Here is an 18,279-nt window from a genome sequence, read left to right on the forward strand (position 1 = left end):
GGGACTGATCAATCCGGACACAAGGGAAGGCGCAGGGGCCCTCGGACAGGCGCATGAGGGGTTTGACGGGTGACCAAGCTCACTCTGAGCAACCGCCCGGGAGAGGATGGAATTTCAGCCTCCGGGGCCCGTGACGGAAGATCCTTCCGCTGGACCTGGATCCCACCGACGTTCCGTTCGGTACGGAGCGTGCTCACGGCGTGCCGGTCCGTATCGGCGCGCTGCCGTGCGTGCCGATGTTGCCGTGGGTAACAAGGGGGGGTGTCGCGGGGAGAGGCGGGTGCCGTTCCGTTCAGCCGCTCAGTCCACCCGCTCAGTCCACAGTCCACCCGCTCAGTTCATCGGCGCGATGAGGGAGCGCAGGAACGCCAGGTCCACTTCCTCCAGCGAGCGCACGACCGTACGCCCCGGAGCCGGCTCGATCACGCCCACCGAGGGGATCGCCACGACCCGGCAGCCGGCGGCCTCGGCGGCCGCCACCCCGGTGTGGGTGTCCTCGATGACCGCGCAGCGCGAGGGGTGGGCGCCCAGCGTCCGCGCCGCGAGCAGGTACGGGTCGGGGTGCGGCTTGGTACGGGCGACCTCGTCCCCGGCGACCGTCATGGTGAAGCGGTCGCGGCCCAGGGTGAGCAGGACCCGGTCGATGACCCGGCGGTGCGAGGCGGAGACGAGGGCGGTGGGCACGTTGTGCCGGGCCAGCTCGGCGAGCAGCCGCTCGGCGCCGGGCATCAGCGGCACCCGGTCTGCGATGCGGGCCTCGAAACGTTCGTTGAGCAGGACGCTCAGCTCGGCGAGGCCGATGGCGGCGCCGGTCGCCTCGATCAGGAAGGTCGCGCTGCGGCTCATCGGACCGCCGACGACCACGTCCCGCCAGGAGTCCTCCAGCCGGTGGCCGAGCTCCTGGAAGATCTCCGCCTCGATCTCCCACCAGAAGCCCTCGGTGTCGACCAGGGTGCCGTCCATGTCGAGCAGCACCGCCTGCAGTGCCGAGCCGTCGGCCGTGCGGGTGACGGGGGCGGGAATGGTGCTCGTCATGCGCGTACCTCTCTGAAGGGACGAGAAGGCCGGTCACCTCTTCCCGCGGGGCATTCCCCTGGGAACAGGCGACCGGCCTGTATGGGACCGACAAGTGTACGTCGGTCGACCTCAGCGTGCGTTGAAATACTTCGCTTCGGGGTGGTGGATCACGATCGCGTCCGTGGACTGCTCGGGGTGGAGCTGGAACTCCTCCGAGAGGTGGACGCCGATCCGCTCCGGCTGGAGGAGGTCGGCGATCTTGGCGCGGTCCTCCAGGTCGGGGCAGGCTCCGTAGCCGAGGGAGAAGCGGGCGCCGCGGTACTTGAGGTCGAACATGTCCTCGACCTGGGCCGGGTCCTCGCCGCCGAAACCGAGCTCGGCGCGGACGCGGGCGTGCCAGTACTCGGCCATGGCCTCGGCGAGCTGGACGGAGAGACCGTGCAGCTCCAGGTACTCGCGGTAGGAGTCGGACTCGAAGAGCTTGGCCGTGGCCTCGCCGATCCTGGAGCCGACGGTGACCACCTGGAGGCCGACGACGTCGGTCTCGCCGGACTCCTCCGGGCGGAAGAAGTCGGCGAGGCACAGCCGGCGGCCGCGGCGCTGGCGCGGGAAGGTGAAGCGGGTCCGCTCGTTGCCGTCGTCGTCGAGGATGATCAGGTCGTCGCCCTTGGAGACGCAGGGGAAGTAGCCGTAGACGACGGCCGCCTCCAGCAGGTTTTCGGTGTGCAGCTTCTCCAGCAGGCCGCGCAGGCGCGGACGGCCCTCGCTCTCGACGAGCTCCTCGTACGTGGCTCCGCCCGCGCGGGCCTGCTTGAGGCCCCACTGGCCCTTGAAGAGGGCTCCCTCGTCCAGCCAGGAGGCGTAGTCCTTGAGCGGGATGCCCTTGACCACGCGGGTGCCCCAGAAGGGCGGGGTGGGCACCGGGTTGTCGACGGACACGTCCGAGCGACCGCCCGGCTCCTCGGGCTCCTCCACCTGGAGGGCGGGCGTGTCGCGCTTGGCGACGCGGCGCTGCTTGAGCTCGGGCAGGGTCGCGCCGGGGACGCCGCGCTTGACGGCGATGAGGGCGTCCATGAGGCGCAGGCCTTCGAAGGCGTCGCGGGCGTAGCGGACCTCGCCCTCGTAGATCTCGTGGAGGTCCTGTTCGACGTAGGCGCGGGTGAGGGCGGCGCCGCCGAGGATCACCGGGTAGTCGGCGGCCAGCTTGCGCTGGTTGAGCTCCTCCAGGTTCTCCTTCATGATCACGGTCGACTTCACGAGGAGGCCGGACATGCCGATGACGTCGGCCTTGTGCTCCTGGGCGGCTTCCAGGATCGCGGAGACCGGCTGCTTGATGCCGATGTTGACGACGTTGTAGCCGTTGTTGGTGAGGATGATGTCGACGAGGTTCTTGCCGATGTCGTGGACGTCGCCGCGGACGGTGGCCAGGACGATGGTGCCCTTGCCCTCGTCGTCGGTCTTCTCCATGTGCGGCTCCAGATAGGCCACCGCCGTCTTCATCACCTCGGCCGACTGCAGGACGAAGGGGAGCTGCATCTGCCCGGAGCCGAACAGCTCACCGACGACCTTCATGCCCTCCAGCAGGGTGTCGTTGACGATGTCCAGCGCCGGCCGGGTCTGCAGGGCCTCGTCGAGGTCGGCCTCCAGGCCGTTCTTCTCCCCGTCGATGATGCGGCGCTGCAGTCGCTCGTCCAACGGCAGGGCCAGGAGCTCCTCGGCGCGGCCGGCCTTCAGCGACTTGGTGTTGACGCCCTCGAAGAGGGCCATCAGCTTCTGCAGCGGGTCGTAGTCGCCCTCGCGCCGGTCGTAGATCAGGTCGAGGGCGGTGGTGACCTGTTCCTCGTCGAACCGGGCGATCGGAAGGATCTTCGACGCGTGGACGATCGCCGAGTCCAGGCCGGCCTTGACGCACTCGTCGAGGAAGACGGAGTTCAGCAGGACGCGGGCGGCCGGGTTGAGGCCGAAGGAGATGTTGGACAGGCCCAGGGTGGTCTGCACGTCCGGGTGGCGGCGCTTGAGCTCGCGGATCGCCTCGATCGTGGCGATGCCGTCGCCCCGGGACTCCTCCTGGCCCGTGCAGATCGTGAACGTGAGGGTGTCGATGAGGATGTCCGACTCGCGGATCCCCCAGTTGTCCGTGAGGTCCGCGATGAGGCGTTCGGCGATGGCGACCTTGTGCTCGACCGTGCGGGCCTGGCCCTCCTCGTCGATGGTCAGCGCGATCAAAGCCGCACCGTGCTCCTGGGCCAGCCGGGTGACCTTCGCGAACCGCGACTCGGGCCCGTCACCGTCCTCGTAGTTCACCGAGTTGATGACGGCGCGCCCGCCCAGCTTCTCCAGACCCGCCCGGATCACGGGAACCTCGGTCGAGTCCAGCACGATCGGCAGCGTGGAGGCGGTCGCGAAACGGCCCGCGAGTTCCTCCATGTCGGCGACACCGTCCCGGCCGACGTAGTCGACGCACAGGTCGAGCATGTGCGCGCCCTCACGGATCTGGTCCCGCGCCATCTCCACACAGTCGTCCCAGCGGCCCTCCAACATCGCCTCACGGAACTTCTTCGACCCGTTGGCGTTCGTCCGCTCACCGATCGCCATGTACGAGGTGTCCTGCCGGAACGGCACCGTCTGATACAGCGAGGCGGCGCCCGGCTCCGGCTGCGGGTCGCGCGGCACGACCGCCGTACCACGCACCCGCTCCACCACCTGCCGCAGGTGCTCCGGCGTCGTGCCACAGCAGCCACCCACCAGCGAGAGGCCGTACTCGCGGACGAAGGTCTCCTGGGCGTCCGCCAGCTCGGGGGCGGTCAGCGGGTAGTGCGCGCCCTGCTTGGTCAGGACGGGCAGGCCGGCGTTGGGCATGCAGGACAGCGGGATGCGGGCGTTGCGCGCCAGATAGCGCAGGTGCTCGCTCATCTCGGCGGGACCGGTGGCGCAGTTCAGGCCGATCATGTCGATGCCCAGCGGCTCCAGCGCCGTGAGCGCGGCGCCGATCTCCGAGCCCAGCAGCATCGTGCCGGTCGTCTCCACGGTCACCGAGCAGATCAGCGGAACGGTGACACCCAGGGCCTCCATCGCCCGCCGGGCACCGATGATCGAGGACTTCGTCTGCAGGAGGTCCTGCGTCGTCTCCACCAGCAGCGCGTCCGCGCCGCCGGTGAGCAGGCCCTCGGCGTTGATCTGGTAGGCGTCACGGATCTGGCCGTAGCCGATGTGGCCCAGGGTGGGCAGCTTGGTGCCGGGGCCCATGGAGCCGAGCACCCAGCGCTGCTGCCCCGTCGACTGCGTGAACGTGTCGGCGACCTCGCGGGCGATCCGCGCACCCGCCTCGGACAGCTCGAAGTTGCGCTCGGCGATGTCGTACTCGGCCAGCGCCGCGTAGTTCGTGCCGAACGTGTTCGTCTCGACGCAGTCCACACCCACCGAGAAGTACGCCTCGTGCACCGAACGCACGATGTCGGGACGGGTCACGTTCAAGACCTCGTTGCAGCCCTCCAGCTGCTGGAAGTCCTCCATCGTGGGGTCCTGCGCCTGGAGCATCGTCCCCATGGCCCCGTCGGCGACGACCACACGGGTCGCCAGCGCCTCTCGGAGGGCATCGGCCCGGGTCTGGGTGTCAGCGGACGGGTTGGGCAACGAAGCCATGGTTGTGCTCCCTGGAATGCGACGGCTGTCGGCTTTGCACCCCCTCTGTGTCAAGGGTGCACGTCGTCAGCGTAACCGCGAGGCACCTGCCCCGGTGCGGGTGTCCCACGTGGCGGACTGCATTCTGTGGCGGGGGTTGCCAAGGGTGTCCCGGCGACGGTACGGCGAACAGTTGCCCCTCGCTGCGCAAGGTCGGCATCGACCGATACTGTTCAGCATTGTCGAACCGCATCAAGATGGTCAGTATGGACAGCAAGGTCAGCAGGAGGCTGCGCAATGGCACGGAACATCCAGTCGCTCGAACGAGCCGCTGCGATGCTGCGGCTCCTGGCGGGCGGAGAGCGCCGGCTGGGGCTCTCCGACGTGGCCTCTTCGCTGGGCCTGGCCAAGGGCACGGCCCACGGCATCCTGCGCACGCTGCAGGCCGAGGGCTTCGTGGAGCAGGACCCGGCCTCCGGCCGCTACCAGCTGGGCGCCGAGCTGCTGCGCCTGGGCAACAGCTACCTGGACGTGCACGAGCTGCGCGCCCGCGCCCTGGTCTGGACGGACGACCTGGCCCGGGCCAGCGGCGAGAGCGTGTACGTGGGGGTGCTGCACCAGAGCGGGGTGCTGATCATGCACCACGTCTTCCGGCCCGACGACAGCCGTCAGGTGCTGGAGGTGGGGGCCATGCAGCCGCTGCACTCCACCGCGCTGGGCAAGGTGCTGTCCGCGTACGACCCGGTGGCGCACACCCAGGTGACGGAGGCGGAGCGCGAGGCGTTCACCCCCCGGACGGTCACGGACGGCGTCGGTTTCGAAGAGGTCCTGAGCCTGACGCGGGCGCGGGGGTGGGCCTCCGACGTCGAGGAGACGTGGGAGGGCCTTGCCTCGGTGGCGGCTCCGATCCACGACCGGCGCCGGATGCCTGTCGGTGCCGTGGCGGTGGCGGGCGCCGTGGAGCGGGTCTGCGGGGAGTCCGGGGAGCCCCGTGCGGCCCTCGTAGCCTCGGTGCGGGACTGTGCGCGCGCGGTTTCACGCGATCTCGGCGCAGGCCGGTTCTGAGCCCCCTTTAGCACGATGCTTTAGCACGATGCGGCCAGACCCTGGCCGCACTCTGCCCATTTTTCGCCACATCCTGACCTTCGAATGGCTGGATTTGGTTGATCGCACCTAGTGGTAACGATCCGACACTTTGGCCTGGCCAGCCCTTGACGCATTCTTCACCTGGGCGGAAAACTGCCGTTCATCGGTCGGCATTGTCGAACAGCTACCGGCAATACGCGCTAGGATGCGACAAGGCCAAGGACCGGTGCAGCACTCACCGAGTGCGCGGAACCACCGGAGGGACCCGGTGTCCGCCCACCCCTGGACGTACGTAAGGAGTCGCGGGTGTCCAGCTCCGACATCTTCATCGGCGAGACCATCGGTACCGCCCTGCTCACACTGCTCGGCGGTGGCGTCTGCGCCGCAGTGACCCTCAAGAGCTCCAAGGCCCGCAACGCGGGCTGGCTCGCCATCACGTTCGGCTGGGGATTCGCCGTACTGATCGCCGCCTACGTCTCCGCGCCGCTCTCGGGTGCGCACCTCAACCCGGCGGTCACCGTCGGCCTCGCGGTCAAGACCGGCGAGTGGGGCGACACCCCCGTCTACTTCGCCGGCCAGCTGCTCGGCGCCATGCTGGGCGCGGTCCTGATGTGGATCACCTACTACGGGCAGTTCCGCGTGCACCTGGCGGACCCGGAGCACATCCGCGACGCCAAGCTCGGCCCGGAGGACCCGCACCCGCACGACGTGGCCGGTCCCGTGCTCGGCATCTTCTCCACGGGCCCCGAGATCCGTAACGTCGTGCAGAACCTCGCGACCGAGATCATAGGCACCGCCGTCCTGGTCCTGGCGATCCTGACCCAGGGCCTCCAGGACGGCGGCAAGGGCCTCGGTGTCATCGGCGTCCTGATCACCTCGTTCGTGGTCGTCGGCATCGGCCTCTCGCTCGGCGGCCCGACCGGCTACGCCATCAACCCGGTGCGCGACCTCGGTCCGCGCATCGTGCACGCCCTGCTCCCGCTGCCCAACAAGGGCGGCTCCGACTGGGGATACTCCTGGATCCCGGTGGTCGGCCCGCTCGTCGGTGCCGCACTCGCCGGTGGTCTTTACAACATCGCGTTCGCCTGATCAGCACGGCCGCGTTCGTAAGATCCGCACCGCCCTCCTGATTCCGCCTACTGACCAGACCTGCCAGGAGCAGCCACATGACCAGCAGCACCGGCCCCTTCATCGCCGCGATCGACCAGGGCACCACCTCCTCCCGCTGCATCGTCTTCGACCGTGACGGCCGCATCGTCGCCGTCGACCAGAAGGAGCACGAGCAGATCTTCCCGAAGCCGGGCTGGGTCGAGCACGACGCCGCCGAGATCTGGACCAACGTCCAGGAGGTCGTCGCCGGGGCCATCGCCAAGGCCGAGATCACCGCCGCCGACGTCAAGGCGGTCGGCATCACCAACCAGCGCGAGACCACCCTCCTGTGGGACCGTCACACCGGCGAGCCGGTGCACAACGCGCTGGTCTGGCAGGACACCCGTACCGACGCCCTGTGCAAGGAGCTCGGCCGCAACGTCGGCCAGGACCGCTTCCGCCGGGAGACCGGCCTGCCGCTGGCGAGCTACTTCGCCGGCCCGAAGGTCCGCTGGCTGCTCGACAACGTCGAGGGCCTGCGGGAGCGCGCCGAGGCCGGCGACATCCTCTTCGGCACCATGGACTCGTGGGTCATCTGGAACCTCACGGGTGGCCCCCAGGGCGGCGTGCACGTCACCGACGTCACCAACGCCTCGCGCACCATGCTGATGAACCTGCACACCCGGGCGTGGGACGAGAAGATCGCGGAGTCGATGGGCGTCCCGCTCAACGTCCTCCCCGAGATCAAGTCCTCCGCCGAGGTCTACGGCCACGTCAAGGACGGCGTCCTCGCCGGTGTCCCGGTCGCCTCGGCGCTCGGTGACCAGCAGGCCGCCCTCTTCGGCCAGACCTGTTTCGCCGAGGGCGAGGCGAAGTCCACGTACGGCACCGGAACGTTCATGCTGATGAACACCGGCGACAAGATCATCAACTCCTACAGCGGCCTGCTGACCACGGTCGGCTACCAGATCGGCGACCAGGCGCCGGTCTACGCGCTGGAGGGCTCCATCGCCGTGACCGGTTCGCTCGTCCAGTGGATGCGCGACCAGATGGGTCTGATCAAGTCCGCGGCCGAGATCGAGACCCTGGCGTCGTCGGTCGAGGACAACGGCGGCGCCTACTTCGTGCCGGCCTTCTCCGGTCTGTTCGCCCCGTACTGGCGCTCCGACGCCCGCGGTGTGATCGCCGGCCTGACCCGGTACGTCACCAAGGCGCACATCGCCCGTGCCGTCCTGGAGGCCACCGCCTGGCAGACCCGCGAGATCACCGACGCCATGACCAAGGACTCGGGCGTCGAGCTCGCGGCCCTCAAGGTCGACGGCGGCATGACCTCCAACAACCTGCTGATGCAGACGCTCTCGGACTTCCTGGACGCCCCCGTGGTGCGCCCGATGGTCGCCGAGACCACCTGCCTCGGCGCCGCCTACGCCGCCGGCCTGGCCGTCGGCTTCTGGCCCGACACCGACGCCCTGCGCGCCAACTGGCGCCGCGCGGCGGAGTGGACCCCGCGGATGCCCGCCGAGCAGCGGGACCGCGAGTACAAGAGCTGGCTCAAGGCCGTGGAGCGGTCCATGGGCTGGGTCGACGACGAAGACGCCAGCTGACCGCACTCAGCTGAGTCAATCGACGAGGAGCTAAAGAGATATGAGCAGCCTGCAGAGCGTTCCCGCCCTGGGTACGCACCCGACCGCCGGTTCGAACGCGAGCCGCGCCGAGACCCGTGAGCAGCTGTCGAAGGCCACGTACGACCTGCTGGTCATCGGCGGTGGAATCCTGGGCACCTCGGTGGCCTGGCACGCCGCGCAGTCGGGCCTGCGGGTTGCCATGGTGGACGCCGGCGACTTCGCCGGCGCCACCTCCTCGGCCTCCTCCAAGCTGGTCCACGGCGGTCTGCGCTACCTGCAGACCGGCGCGGTCAAGCTGGTCGCGGAGAACCACCACGAGCGGCGGGTGCTGGCCAAGGACGTGGCCCCGCACCTGGTCAACCCGCTCACCTTCTACCTGCCGGTCTACAAGGGCGGACCGGTCGGTGCGGCCAAGCTGGGCGCGGGCGTCTTCGCCTACTCCGCCCTCTCGGCCTTCGGCGACGGCATGGGCAAGGTCATATCCCCCGCCCGTGCCGCCGCCGACAACCCGGGCCTGAAGACGGACAACCTCAAGGCCGTCGCGGTCTACTACGACCACCAGATGAACGACTCCCGCGTCGCCGTCATGACGGTCCGCGCGGCCGTCGAGTCGGGCGCGGTCGTCCTCAACCACGCCGAGGTCACCGGCCTGCGCAAGACGCGGGGCCGGGTCACCGGCGCCGAGCTCAAGGACCGCCTCGACGGCACCGAGTTCGGGGTCGACGCGCGCGTCGTGCTCAACGCCACCGGCCCGTGGGTGGACCACCTGCGGCGCATGGAAGACAAGCACTCGATGCCGTCGATCCGCCTCTCCAAGGGCGCGCACATCGTGATGAAGCGCAAGTCGCCGTGGAAGGCCGCCATGGCCACCCCGATCGACAAGTACCGCATCACCTTCGCCCTCCCCTGGGAGGACCAGCTGCTGCTCGGCACCACCGACGAGGTGTACGAGGGCGACCCGGGCGACGTGCGCGCCACCGAGGCCGACATCCAGCAGATCCTGGACGAGGCGGCCTTCTCGGTGAAGGACGCGGACCTCGACCGCTCGCTGATGACGTACGCCTTCGCGGGCCTGCGGGTGCTGCCCGGCGGCCCCGGCGGCGTGGAGAAGGCCAAGCGCGAGACGGTCGTCTCCGAGGGCGCCGGCGGCATGCTGTCGGTGGCCGGCGGCAAGTGGACGACGTACCGCCACATCGGCCGCGTGGTGATGGACAAGCTGTCGAAGCTCCCGGGCAGCCCGCTGACCGAGGACATGGAGCCGGTGAAGTCGCTCGTGCGGCGGATCGCGCTGCCCGGTGTCGCCAACCCGAACGCGGTCGCGCACCGGCTGCTGGTGGACCGTGAGCCCGGCACGCGGATGGACCCGCTGACGGCGCGCCACCTGGCCTCGCACTACGGCTCCCTGGCCTTCGACATCGCGCGCCTCGCCAACGAGGACCCGGCGCTCGCCGAGCGCATCCACCCGGACGGTCCGGAGATCTGGGCGCAGGTCGCCTACGCCCGTGACAACGAGTGGGCCGAGACGGTCGACGACGTGCTGCGCCGCCGTACGACGGTGACGATCCGCGGCCTGGACGACGAGGCCGTTCGGGCCCGCGTCGAGGAGATGCTGGGCCACAAGGCATAGCTCTCACGCAGGTGGGGAAGAGGGGCGGTTCCGAGGGGAACCGCCCCTCTGTCGTGGGCTGTGGCTGGCGTCGTATCAAGGCTTAGGCTGACCCACGTACGCAAGGGAACTTCGGAAGGAGACCTGGGTGATCGAGCTTGAGGGCGTGCCCGAGCTGATCGACCCGGTCATGGTGGCCGCGTTCGAGGGCTGGAACGACGCGGGTGACGCGGCCTCCGGTGCGGTCGCACACCTGGACCGGGAGTGGAAGGGCGAGGTCTTCGCGGCTCTGGACGCCGAGGACTACTACGACTTCCAGGTCAACCGGCCGACGGTGTGGCTGGACAACGGGGTACGGAAGATCACGTGGCCGACGACCCGGCTGTCGGTGGTCCGGATCGGCGGGGCGAAGCCGCGCGACCTGGTGCTGGTCCGCGGGATCGAACCGTCCATGCGGTGGCGGTCGTTCTGCAACGAGATCCTGGGCTTCGCCCACGAACTGGGCGTGGAGATGGTGGTCATCCTGGGGGCGCTGCTCGGGGACACCCCGCACACCCGGCCGGTGCCGGTGAGCGGGGTCACCTCGGACGCGGACCTGGCGCGGACGATGGACCTGGAGGAGACCAAGTACGAGGGCCCGACGGGCATCGTGGGCATCCTCCAGGAGGCCTGTACGCATGCCGGGGTGCCTGCGGTGTCGCTGTGGGCGGCGGTGCCGCACTACGTGTCGCAGCCGCCGAACCCGAAGGCGACGCTGGCGCTGCTGAACCGGCTCGAGGACCTGATCGACATCCGGATCCCGCTGGGCGAACTGCCGGAGGACGCGCGGGCGTGGCAGCTGGGCGTGGACCAACTGGCCGCCGAGGACAGCGAGGTGGCGGAGTACGTCCAGACGCTGGAGGAGGCCCGGGACACGGCGGACCTGCCGGAGGCCTCGGGTGACGCGATCGCCCGGGAGTTCGAGCGGTACCTGCGGCGGCGGGATCCGGCGGCCGGTCCGGAGACGGCCACGGACACGGGCTCGTACTTCCGTGACCTGTCCGGTGGCCGCGCCCAGCCGAAGCCGAAGCAGGACGACGCGGCGGACCCGGACGACGCCTCCGGTCCGGACGACGGCGCGGCGGGAGACGGCGAGGGCGGCGGCGTGGGTGACGGGGAGAACGGCGGGGACACTCCCGGGTCCTGACGGGACGCGGCTGTCCGGCGACCCCTGGGCGTCGTGCTCACAGGAGCACGACGCCCCCTTCCCGCTGAACACGCCCGAGGAGGTCCGCACGCTCCGCCGGATCCGCGCCCGCGACCCCGACGGAGGTCAGCGTCGCCCGCGGCTACACCTGCAGTTCTACGTGTGCCCCGCCGATGCCCGCCACCCTTCGGTCACCGTCGTGCAGGGACGGGGTGAAACGGCGAAGCGCGCCCCCGGCACGAGGCCGGGGGCGCGCTTCGCCGGTTCCTAGAGCGCCACGCCCAGGAGGGCGTCCACCGTGCGGGAGACGAGGCCGGGGGCGGACTCGTCGTCGCCGTCCGAGGCGTTCTGGGCGTCGACCCAGCGGTCCACCGCGGCGAGCGCCGCGGGGGCGTCGAGGTCGTTCGCCAGGGCCTCGCGGACCTCCTCGACCAGCGCGTCCGCCGGCAGTCCGTCCGGCCGGGACACGGCCGCGCGCCAGCGCTCCAGCCGGGCCACCGCCTCGGCGAGGACGTCGTCGGTCCACTCCCAGTCGGCCCGGTAGTGGTGCGACAGCAGCGCGAGACGGATCGCCGCCGGGTCCACCCCGGCGCGCCGCAGGGCGGAGACGAAGACGAGGTTGCCCTTCGACTTCGACATCTTCTCGCCGTGCAGGGCGACCATGCCCGCGTGTACGTAGGCCTTGGCCATCGGGAACTCGCCCGTCAGCACCTGGGCGTGCGAGGCGCCCATCTCGTGGTGCGGGAAGGCCAGGTCGGAGCCGCCGCCCTGGATGTCGAAGCCCATGCCCAGGTGGTCCAGGGCGATGGCCACGCACTCGATGTGCCAGCCCGGCCGGCCGCGGCCCAGCGAGCCGCCGTCCCAGCTCGGCTCGCCCGGGCGCGCGGCCATCCACAGCATCGGGTCCAGCGGGTTCTTCTTGCCGGGCCGGTCGGGGTCGCCGCCCCGCTCGGCCGAGAGCAGCCGCATCGCCTCGGCGTCGAGGTTCGAGACCCTGCCGAAGTGCGCGTCGGACTCGACCGAGAAGTAGACGTCCCCGTCGAGCTCGTACGCCGCGCCCGCGTCCCGCAGCCGCTCGACCAGCGGCACGATGCCGGGTATGGCCTCGACGGCTCCGATGTAGTGCTGCGGCGGCAGCATCCGCAGGGCGGTCATGTCCTCGCGGAAGAGCGCGGTCTCGCGTTCGGCCAGCTCGGTCCAGTCGTGGCCGTCGCGCAGCGCCCGCTCCAGGAGCGGGTCGTCGACGTCGGTGACGTTCTGGACGTAGTGGACCTGCCGCTTGGTGTCGAGCCACACGCGCTGCACGAGGTCGAACGCGTTGTAGGTCGCCGCGTGACCGATGTGGGTCGCGTCGTACGGGGTGATGCCGCAGACGTAGATACGGGCGACGGGACCGGGGGCGAGGGTGATCGTCCCCTGGGTCGCGGTGTCGTGGATCTGGAGGTCGCGGCCCTTGCCAGGAAGGGCGGGGACCTCAGAAGCGGGCCAGGCATGCATGTCTCGAGCCTAACCGGACGCATGTTCCGGAAACGAACCGGACCTGCACTGTTGTCTTGATCGGCACTCTTGCGGTCTGGCTGGATCTGTGCGTATGGCCGATGGCCGGTTCAGACCGGTGGCCAGGGGATCGACGGCCACTGCCCGGACGGCTGCGGATGGATTCCGGTGCGCAGCAGGTGCGCCACCCGGGCCCGTACGGCGGCCAGCTCGACCCCGGTGATCAGTTCGGCCAGCCGGGTGGCGAGCGGGGCTCCCTCCGCCAGCTCGGCGGCCAGCCCGGTCAGCACCTCGCGCGCCTCGTCGGTCAGCGGCTCCCCCGCCCAGCCCCACAGCAGGGTGCGCAGCTTGTCCTCGGCGTGGAAGGTCACGCCGTGGTCGATGCCGTAGAGGCGGCCGTCGGGCGCGGGCAGCAGGTGGCCGCCCTTGCGGTCGGCGTTGTTGATCACGGCGTCGAGTACGGAGAGCCGGCGCAACCGCGGGTCGTCGGCGTGGACGAGGAGCGCGGTGCGGCCCTCCCCGACCTCGGCCAGGGCGACGGCCTTCCAGCCCTCCCCCGCCTCCTCGCCGTCGACGAGCGCGAGGAGGGCGCTGGCCGGGGCTTCTCCTTCCGGTTCCGCGGTTTCGATCCACCGCTGGACCATGCCCTCGCCGTACGGTCCGTCGCGCAGCACGGTGGCGGGCACCAGGCCCCATCCGGTGGCCTCGGAGACCAGGTAGGCGGCGACCTCGCGCTGGGCGAGACTGCCGTCGGGGAAGTCCCACAGCGGCCGCTCGCCCTTGACGGGCTTGTACACGCAGTCGGCGCTGACGCCCTCGTGCGTGACGGTGCACAGCAGGACGGCGTTGGACGCCTCGCGGATCCGGCCGACGACGGTCAGCTCGCCCTGGGCGAGCAGTTCCTCGATCTCCCCCGTGTCGGTCACGCCTGGCGCCGGTAGCCGTTCTGGCGCGGGCACACGTGGCCCTCCGGGTCCAGCGGCAGACTGCACAGCGGGCACGGCGGGCGGCCGGCGTTGACCACGTCCAGGGCCCGCTTGGCGAACGCCCGGGCCTGGGCGCCGGTGAGGCGGACCCGCAGCATGGGCGGGCCGTTCTCCTCGTCCTGGAGCAGCCGCTCCTCCGCCTCGGCGAGGTCCTCGTCGGAGTCGGCGTCGAGCTCCACCAGGGCCTGGGCCTCGACGATCATCCGCTGTTCCTCGCCGTCCCAGGCCAGGGCCATGGTGCCGACGCGGAACTCCTCCTCGACGGGGACGTCGAGGGGGGCGGTGTCGGCGGCCTCGGCGGGGGCGACGGCGGGCACCGGGGCGTTGCCGCCGGTGCGCCGCACGACCTCGTCCAGCAGCTCGTCCATCCGCTCGGCCAGCGCCGCGACCTGGGTCTTCTCCAGGGAGACGCTGGTGACGCGGGGGCCGGAGGAGGCCTGCAGGAAGAACGTACGGCGTCCCGGCAGACCGACCGTGCCGGCCACGAAGCGGTCCGGGGGGTCGTAGAGGAACACCTGACGGGGCACGTCCAGTCTCCAAGTCTCAGCGGGAGGGGCAGGTCTGCGCCCTTGTGGCCCGTCCACCCTACTGCGCCGTCCGATCACGCCGCGCCCGCGCCGCCTCCCACGACCGCGTTCCCCGTGTCTTCGGCGTCCTTGTCCGAAGCGACGGCTTCCGGCTCGGCCGGACGCTTCACGAGCGGGCCGAAGTCCCCCGTGTCGCCGAGCCGGAACACGAACGGCCGGGTCGGCGTGTACCGGACGGCGGTCACCGAGCACGGGTCGACGTGGATGCGCTGGAAGAGGTCCAGGTGCATGCCGAGGGCGTCCGCGACAAGGGACTTGATGATGTCGCCGTGGGAGCACATCAGGAAGACGGCGTCGCTGCCGTGCTCGTCCTCGACCCGCGCGTTCCACTCCCGTACGGCGTCCACGGCGCGCGCCTGCATGGCGCGCATGGACTCGCCACCGGGGAAGGCGGCGGCCGAGGGATGCTGCTGGACGATCTTCATCAGCGGTTCGTCGGCGAGCTCGGAGAGTTTACGGCCGGACCAGTCGCCGTAGTGGCACTCGCCGATCCGCTCGTCAGTGTGCACTTCCAGCTCGGGCCGTGCGGCCAGCAGGGGTGCGAGGGTCTCCCGGCAGCGTTGCAGCGGGCTGGTGACGGCGGCGGCGAGCGGCACGCCGGCCAGCCTTCCGGGAAGGGCGGCGGCCTGCTCGGCGCCGCGCTCGTCGAGACCGACTCCCGGGGTCCACCCGGCGAGCAGCCCTGCGGTGTTGGCGGTGGACCGCCCGTGTCGTACGAGGATCAGCGTGGCCATGGGTGCCAGCGTATGCGGTGCCGGTGGCGTGCGGGCGGGTCGCGGGCAGGTCGCGGGCAGGTCGCGGGCAAGGAAGAATGCCCCGCGTGATTGTCGACTGCGCGATTTACCGGGACGGCCGCCGGACCGAGGGACCCGAGGACCTCTCGGACGCCCTCGACGAGGCGCGGGCGGCCGGGGACGCCTTCCTGTGGATCGGCATGTACGAGCCGACGGAGCAGGAGTTCGACCACGTCAGCCGCGAGTTCGGCCTGCACAGGCTGGCGGTGGAGGACGCGCTGACCGCGCACCAGCGCCCGAAGCTGGAGGTGTACGACGATTCGCTGTTCGTCGTCCTCAAGCCGGTGCTGTACGACGAGGACACGGACACGGTGACCGCGGGCGAGCTCATGGTGTTCATAGGCGATTCGTTCGTCGTGACCGTCCGCCACGGGGAGGGGGCCCCGCTGGCCGCCGTCCGCCGCCGGCTGGAGCAGGAGCCGGACGTGCTGCGGCACGGCCCGACGGCGGTGCTGTACGCGGTCTCCGACGCGGTGGTGGACCACTACATCGAGGTGGCGGCCGAGCTCCAGGTGGACCTGGAGGAGCTGGAGGCCGAGGTGTTCTCCCCCAACCCCGCGGACACCAAGAACACCGCCGCCCGGATCTACGGGTTCAAACGGCAGGTGCTGGAGTTCCGGCGGGCGACGAACCCGCTGCTCCAGCCGATGGAGCGACTCGCCTTCGGGGAGGTGCCGTTCGTCCACGAGCGCGCCCGGCCCTTCTTCCGCGACGTCGCCGACCACCTGACGAAGGCGAGCGAGTACATCGACGGCCTGGACCGGCTGTTGTCGGACGCGCTGTCCGCACACCTCGCGCAGATGGGCCTGCGGCAGAATGACGACATGCGCAAGATCTCGGCCTGGGCGGCGATGGCGGCCGTCCCCACGATGGTGGCGGGGATCTACGGGATGAACTTCGACCACATGCCGGAGCTCAGGCAGGTCTGGGGCTATCCGGTGGTGGTGGCGGTCATGGTGGGCATCTGCCTGAGCCTGCACCGCATGTTCAAGCGCCGGGGCTGGCTCTAGCGGCTCGACAGCCGGGGCGCCGGAGCCGTCTGGACGCCGGGGAGCGCCCTGGCGACGCGGCAGGCCCTGGCGACGCGGCGACCCGACGCGGCGGCCCTGGCGACGGGCGGTCAGGCGAACTCGGCGGCGGTGACCGGGGCGCCGCCCAGCGCGTCGCGGCGCTGGGGCATCCTCAGGTCCACCATCCGGTGCCAGCCGCTGAACCGCTCGTACGCGTACGCGGCGCGGATGCCGACGGCGAGCGCGGCCGCCTTCGGGGCGGACCAGTTCAGCAGCCGTCCCATGTGGGCCATGACGGCGAGGCTGACGTCCCGGTAGACCCCGATCTCCGCGAGCGCGCTCTCGCGCAGCACCCGCTGGATGGTGCGGCCGTGGCCCGCGCGGGCGAGGCGCAGCAGCTCCTCGTGGCAGTAGGCGAGGTGGTTGGCCTCGTCGTTGCTGATCATGTGAATGGCCTTGCCCAGCTCGGGGTGGTCGCCGAAGTACCTGACGAGCATGTCCATCTGGTCGGCGGCGCGCTGTTCCGTGACGCGGCTGTGCGCGAGGTAGGCGACGATGTCCTCCTCGCTCAGCGCCTGCTCGCGGCGCAGCTTGTCGTGGGCGAGGCCGATGCCGCGGCGCTCCAGCAGCATCGTGTAGTCGGTCTCGGGCGGGACGGGGACGGGCTGGAGGCCGCGCTTGCGCAGCAGGGCGTTGAAGATGCGGCCGTGCTTGTCCTCGTCGGCGCCGTGCCGGGTGATCTTGGGCGCGAGGTCGCGCATGGCGTCGGGCACCAGGGCCGCGATGCGACCGTTCTCCCAACCGCCCTGGGTCTCCCCGCTGGCGGCGATGGAGCAGAACAGCTGGAAGGAGTCGTCGTTGTCGACGATCTCCTGGAACAGGCTGCGGGCAGAGAGCATGAACCGAGTCAAACGCCGGGCGGGGGGACCGGCAACCGATGGGTCGCACTACTCGTCCGAATGAACGAAACGCGGGGAGGGACCGCCGCGCGTAACCCCGGGGGCACCCGGGGCGTTGTTGGCTGTGTCGGCCGTGGCGGGGAAGACCCCCGAGCCCCCACCACGGCCGCAGACTCCTCTTGGCCCTGGCCGAGATCCCTAGGCGAGACCGGCGAGCTCCATGGCCTCGGTGCCAGCGCGCAGGGCGGCGATGCGCTCGTCCAGGGTGAATCCGGCCGGCGCCAGGGTGAGGGTGGTGACCCCGGCCTCCGCGTAGGCCCGCATTCCGTCGGCGATGCGGGCGACGGGGCCGAGCAGCGTGGTCGAGTCGATCAGCGAGTGCGGGACGGCTTCGGCCGCGCCGGTCTTGTCGCCCGCCAGGTACTTGTCCTGGATCTCGGCGGCTTCCTTCTCGTAGCCCATGCGCTGGGCCAGCTGGTTGTAGAAGTTCTGCTTCCGGCTGCCCATCCCGCCGACGTACAGGGCGGTGTAGGGGCGGAACATGTCGGCGAGCGCGTTCACGTCCTCGCCGAGGGCCAGCGGCACGGTCGGGCAGACGTCGAAGCCGTCCATGGTCAGCCCGGCCTTCTCGCGGCCCGCCCGGATGTGGGTGAGCGCGGTGGCCTCCAGGTGCTCGGCGGCCGGGAAGATCAGCAGGGCGCCGTCGGCGATCTCGCCGGTCTGCTCCAGGTTCCTGGGACCGATGGCGGCGATGTAGAGCGGGATGTGCTCGCGCTCGGGGTGCACGGTCAGCTTGATCGGCTTGCCCGGGCCGCCCGGCAGCGGCAGGGTCCAGTGCTCGCCGTCGTAGGAGAGGCGCTCACGGCTCATCGCCTTGCGGACGATCTCCACGTACTCCCGGGTCCGCGCGAGCGGCTTGTCGAACGTGACGCCGTACCAGCCCTCGGAGACCTGCGGGCCGGAGACGCCGAGGCCGAGCCGGAAGCGGCCCTTGGTGAGCGAGTCGAGGGTGGCCGCCGTCATGGCGGTCATCGCGGGCTGCCGGGCCGGGATCTGCATGATCGCCGAGCCGACGTCGATGCGCTCGGTCTGGGCGGCGACCCAGGCGAGCACGGTCGGGGCGTCGGATCCGTAGGCCTCGGCGGCCCAGCAGACGTCGTAGCCCAGGCGGTCGGCCTCCTGGGCGACGGCGAGGTTGTCGGCGTCCATGCCCGCGCCCCAGTAACCGAGATTGATGCCGAGCCGCATGTGTCGTCCCCTTACCGGTTTACCGATC

General features: G+C 70.7%; 14 protein-coding genes. 6 read left to right on the top strand and 8 right to left on the bottom strand.

From position 1 onward, the window contains the following. Positions 1 to 333 precede the first annotated feature (333 nt). On the bottom strand, positions 334 to 1,035 hold the full coding sequence (locus ACZ6JT_RS27420; RefSeq protein WP_469213716.1) for an HAD family hydrolase: 702 nt from the start codon (positions 1,033 to 1,035) through the stop codon (positions 334 to 336). Positions 1,036 to 1,146: 111 nt separating this feature from the next. After that, on the bottom strand, positions 1,147 to 4,659 hold the full coding sequence (metH, locus tag ACZ6JT_RS27425) for a methionine synthase (RefSeq protein WP_469213717.1): 3,513 nt from the start codon (positions 4,657 to 4,659) through the stop codon (positions 1,147 to 1,149). 276 nt (positions 4,660 to 4,935) lie between these two features. Between metH and ACZ6JT_RS27430 the strand changes: the two genes are divergently transcribed. The 5 genes from ACZ6JT_RS27430 (at position 4,936) to ACZ6JT_RS27450 (ending at position 11,230) form a co-directional block, all read left to right on the top strand. Next, positions 4,936 to 5,703, top strand: a complete 768-nt coding sequence (locus ACZ6JT_RS27430; protein WP_469213718.1) for an IclR family transcriptional regulator — start codon at positions 4,936 to 4,938, stop codon at positions 5,701 to 5,703. A 327-nt stretch (positions 5,704 to 6,030) separates the two neighbouring features. Beyond that, positions 6,031 to 6,813, top strand: a complete 783-nt coding sequence (locus ACZ6JT_RS27435) for an MIP/aquaporin family protein (protein WP_329103754.1) — start codon at positions 6,031 to 6,033, stop codon at positions 6,811 to 6,813. A gap of 77 nt (positions 6,814 to 6,890) precedes the next feature. Then, positions 6,891 to 8,417: a glycerol kinase GlpK gene (glpK, locus tag ACZ6JT_RS27440; RefSeq protein ID WP_469213720.1), complete on the top strand. Its 1,527-nt coding sequence runs from the start codon at positions 6,891 to 6,893 to the stop codon at positions 8,415 to 8,417. A 40-nt stretch (positions 8,418 to 8,457) separates the two neighbouring features. Further along, positions 8,458 to 10,065 (top strand): glycerol-3-phosphate dehydrogenase/oxidase, encoded by a 1,608-nt coding sequence (locus tag ACZ6JT_RS27445; protein WP_365482868.1) that lies wholly within the window; start codon positions 8,458 to 8,460, stop codon positions 10,063 to 10,065. Positions 10,066 to 10,192: 127 nt separating this feature from the next. Beyond that, the gene (locus ACZ6JT_RS27450; RefSeq protein ID WP_469213721.1) at positions 10,193 to 11,230 is read left to right on the top strand and encodes a PAC2 family protein; all 1,038 of its coding nucleotides are present in this window, start codon (positions 10,193 to 10,195) and stop codon (positions 11,228 to 11,230) included. A 267-nt stretch (positions 11,231 to 11,497) separates the two neighbouring features. Here ACZ6JT_RS27450 and mshC read toward each other — a convergent pair whose 3' ends face one another. From mshC to ACZ6JT_RS27470, 4 genes are all read right to left on the bottom strand, one after another. Further along, positions 11,498 to 12,727 (bottom strand): cysteine--1-D-myo-inosityl 2-amino-2-deoxy-alpha-D-glucopyranoside ligase, encoded by a 1,230-nt coding sequence (mshC, locus tag ACZ6JT_RS27455; protein ID WP_469213723.1) that lies wholly within the window; start codon positions 12,725 to 12,727, stop codon positions 11,498 to 11,500. A gap of 110 nt (positions 12,728 to 12,837) precedes the next feature. Beyond that, complete coding sequence (locus tag ACZ6JT_RS27460; RefSeq protein ID WP_469213725.1) at positions 12,838 to 13,686, bottom strand: SCO1664 family protein; 849 nt, start codon at positions 13,684 to 13,686, stop codon at positions 12,838 to 12,840. Next, a complete protein-coding gene (locus tag ACZ6JT_RS27465; protein ID WP_030720371.1) occupies positions 13,650 to 14,240 on the bottom strand; it encodes a DUF3090 domain-containing protein in 591 nt (196 codons plus the stop codon). The genes ACZ6JT_RS27460 and ACZ6JT_RS27465 overlap by 37 nt, the downstream gene beginning before the upstream one ends. A gap of 74 nt (positions 14,241 to 14,314) precedes the next feature. Beyond that, positions 14,315 to 15,034, bottom strand: coding sequence for a histidine phosphatase family protein (locus ACZ6JT_RS27470; RefSeq protein WP_362854382.1), 720 nt, complete (start codon positions 15,032 to 15,034; stop codon positions 14,315 to 14,317). A gap of 77 nt (positions 15,035 to 15,111) precedes the next feature. Between ACZ6JT_RS27470 and corA the strand changes: the two genes are divergently transcribed. Beyond that, a complete protein-coding gene (gene corA, locus ACZ6JT_RS27475) occupies positions 15,112 to 16,104 on the top strand; it encodes a magnesium/cobalt transporter CorA (RefSeq protein WP_469213727.1) in 993 nt (330 codons plus the stop codon). A 110-nt stretch (positions 16,105 to 16,214) separates the two neighbouring features. On the opposite strand, the gene ACZ6JT_RS27480 is transcribed toward corA, so the two are convergent. After that, positions 16,215 to 17,003: a ferritin-like domain-containing protein gene (locus tag ACZ6JT_RS27480; RefSeq protein ID WP_469213729.1), complete on the bottom strand. Its 789-nt coding sequence runs from the start codon at positions 17,001 to 17,003 to the stop codon at positions 16,215 to 16,217. A gap of 198 nt (positions 17,004 to 17,201) precedes the next feature. Then, a complete protein-coding gene (locus ACZ6JT_RS27485) occupies positions 17,202 to 18,251 on the bottom strand; it encodes an LLM class F420-dependent oxidoreductase (protein WP_469213731.1) in 1,050 nt (349 codons plus the stop codon). Positions 18,252 to 18,279: the final 28 nt, after the last annotated feature.

The sequence above is a fragment of the Streptomyces sp. NPDC046308 genome (genome assembly GCF_055588065.1).